This window comes from Falsiroseomonas oryziterrae (assembly GCF_021864505.1).
Taxonomy (GTDB): domain Bacteria; phylum Pseudomonadota; class Alphaproteobacteria; order Acetobacterales; family Acetobacteraceae; genus Falsiroseomonas; species Falsiroseomonas oryziterrae.
In genome coordinates, this window is sequence record NZ_JAKJIB010000735.1 from 1 (window position 1) to 501 (window position 501).

The following is a 501-nucleotide window of genomic DNA, read 5'->3' on the forward strand; positions in this document are numbered from 1 at the left end:
AGAGCTCAGACGACTGCTCTTCGGATCTAGGGAAGGCTCGGAGCTGCGCGCCGTGCCGGAGGATGCGCTGGCGCCCTTCGTCGGCGGGGCCGACGGTCCGCGCGCCAGCGTCGCCGGCCCGCGGGTGGCCCTGTCGCCCGCGGCCGTGCAGGCGCTATGCATGACCTTCCACGAGCTCGCGACGAATGCCGCGAAGCATGGCGCGCTGTCGCTGGCCGGCGGGCGGCTGGAGCTGTCCTGGACCTGCGAGGCGGAGACGCTGCACCTCGTGTGGCGGGAGACGGGGGGACCCCCGACCGCCGCGCCGACGGGGCGCCGCGGCTTCGGCTCCACGCTGATCGCCGCCACCGTCGCGCGGCAGCTCGGCGGCGCCTTCCAGGCGAACTGGCTCCGCGAGGGGCTGCTGTGGGAGGCCTCGGTGCCCATGGCCCGGCTGGCGCCGGGCGGCGAGGCGGAGGCGGAGGGCATCGCGCTTGCCGGGGCGGTGCCCGAGGGGGGGGG

The 501-nt window shown here is 77.0% G+C and carries 1 pseudogene; it reads left to right on the forward strand.

Annotated elements, in window-relative coordinates:
- Positions 1 to 52: 52 nt before the first annotated feature.
- A pseudogene (locus tag L2I40_RS24425) lies at positions 53 to 501 on the forward strand (sensor histidine kinase); the annotation flags it as partial.